Here is a 2,034-nt window from a genome sequence, read left to right as displayed (position 1 = left end):
CTTCGCAACGTCAGCGGCGTTCGTGCCGGCCCGGCGGACGACCGGCTCGCCGGGGTGCGCCCGGCGGCCGACTGGGCGGAACGCGACGGTCACGCCACGCTCCTCGGCCCGGCCCCGTACGACGCCGCCTCCGGGACGGCGCCGGACGGGACCCCGGCCGGCACCACGGCCCCGGCGGCCCGGCCCGACGGCGGCCTGTCGGTCTACCTGATCGATCCCGACGGTCTGGCCTCGCCCGTCCTGCTCACCACCGAGACCCACGCCGCCTCCCTGCGCGCGTGCGACCTCAGCCACGACGGCACGCTCGCGCTGCTGCGCCGGGGGCCGCGCGGACGGCGCGAGGCGGTCGTCCTGCGCACCGCCGACTCGGTGACCACCCTCGCCGTGCCGGTCGCCGACGGCGACCCGTGGATCGGCCGGTTCTCTCCCGAGGGGCGGACGCTGTGGCTGCGCAGCAACGACGACCGCGAGTACGCGGCACTCCTCGCGGTGGCACTGGACGCCGACGGCGGCCCGCACGCGGTGTCGGTCGCGGCGGAGCGCGCGGGAAGCGACCTCGAACTCCTGGCACTGGCCCACGACGGCCGCACCGCCGCGCTCGCGTGGAACGTGCGGGGCGCGAGCGAGCTGGAACTCGTCGAGACCTTCCCGACGGCGCGGACACCGGACGCGACGGGCCCGGCACGGCCCTTGCGCCTGCCCCACGAGGTCGTCACGCGCGTGACCGCCGCCGGTGCCGGGCGCCTGCTGCTCGCGCTGTCGGGGTCGCAGCGCCGGCCGGGCGTCTGGTGGGCCCACGAGGGAGTGTCCCTGCTGCGCACGCCCTGGTCCTCCCGGGACGAGGACGCCGTCGGGCCGGGCCGCCCGCCGGTACGACCCGTCCCCGTGCGCCTGACCGCGCGGGACGGGCTGCCCCTGAGCGGCTGGTACTACCGGGCGCCGGGGCGCGCCCCCGACGAACCGGCGCCCTGTGTGATCCACCTGCACGGCGGACCGGAGGAACAGGAACGCCCGGTGTTCAACCCGCTGTACCACGAACTGGTCGGACGCGGCCTGGACGTCTTCGCCCCCGACGTCCGGGGCTCCCTGGGGCACGGCCGTTCGTTCGTCGACGCCGACCTGGGAGCGGGCCGCTTCGCCGCCCTCGACGACGTCGCGGACTGCGCGGTCCACGCGGTCGCCGCGGGCCCCGCCGACCCCACCCGGCTCGCGGTCATGGGCCGCTCCTACGGCGGCTACCTGACGTTCGCCTCCCTCGTCTGGCACCCGGACCTGTTCCGCACCGGAGTCGCCGTCTGCGGCATGTCCGACTTCCTCACCTTCTTCGCCGGTACGGAGCCGTGGATCGCGGAGTCGGCGGCGCACAAGTACGGCCACCCGGAGCGCGACCGCGAACTGCTGCGCGCCCTGTCGCCGATGAGCCGCATCGACGCGCTGCGCGTCCCGCTGCTGGCCGTCCACGGCGAACACGACACCAATGTGCCACCGGGGGAGTCCCAGCAGTTCGTGCGGGCCGCACGGGAACGGGGCATCGACGCGGAACTGCTGACCCTGCACGACGAAGGGCACGACTTCCTGCGTGCGGACAACCGCCGCCTGTTCCGCCGCGCAGCGGCCGACTGGATGCAACGGCACCTCCACCCGTGAACCCGCCGCCTCGCCGGGGGTGAGCGGCGGTGCCTGAACGAGGCCGCGGTGGGCGCCGTATCTGTGGATGCGGGCCGCGCGAGCCCCGCCCCCGCCCACGGGACGGAAGGAGAGCCAGGTGCCGACACCGCCCGACCCCGAACCGCCGCCGCCCGGACCGGTCCTGGAGCCGGTCCGGGTCGTGCGCCTGCGCCGCTTCGACGCCCTCGCGGAACTCATGCGGGAGATGCGACCCGATCCGGTGACCGACGAGGACGACACCCGGGAACTCCCGCCCGTGCCCGCCTCGGCCCCTCCCCGCTCCGTCACGCCCGCGCCGGTCACGCGGCCCCCACGGGCTCCGGCCACGGCCGCCCCCGGCGGGGGCCCGGGCCGGCGGCGGGCGGC

Annotated in this window: 1 protein-coding gene and 1 pseudogene; both read left to right on the top strand. The window is 76.8% G+C overall.

Going from position 1 to position 2,034, the window contains the following annotated elements:
• The coding region (locus ABZV94_RS41435; RefSeq protein ID WP_356350250.1) for a prolyl oligopeptidase family serine peptidase at positions 1-1,647 on the top strand (1,647 nt) is incomplete at its 5' end.
• A 118-nt stretch (positions 1,648-1,765) separates the two neighbouring features.
• Positions 1,766-2,034 (top strand): annotated as a pseudogene (locus tag ABZV94_RS41430) (peptidoglycan-binding protein); the annotation flags it as partial.

The organism is Streptomyces sp. NPDC004658 (assembly GCF_040609555.1).
Lineage (GTDB): Bacteria > Actinomycetota > Actinomycetes > Streptomycetales > Streptomycetaceae > Streptomyces.
This window is presented reverse-complemented; position numbering and strand designations above follow the sequence as displayed.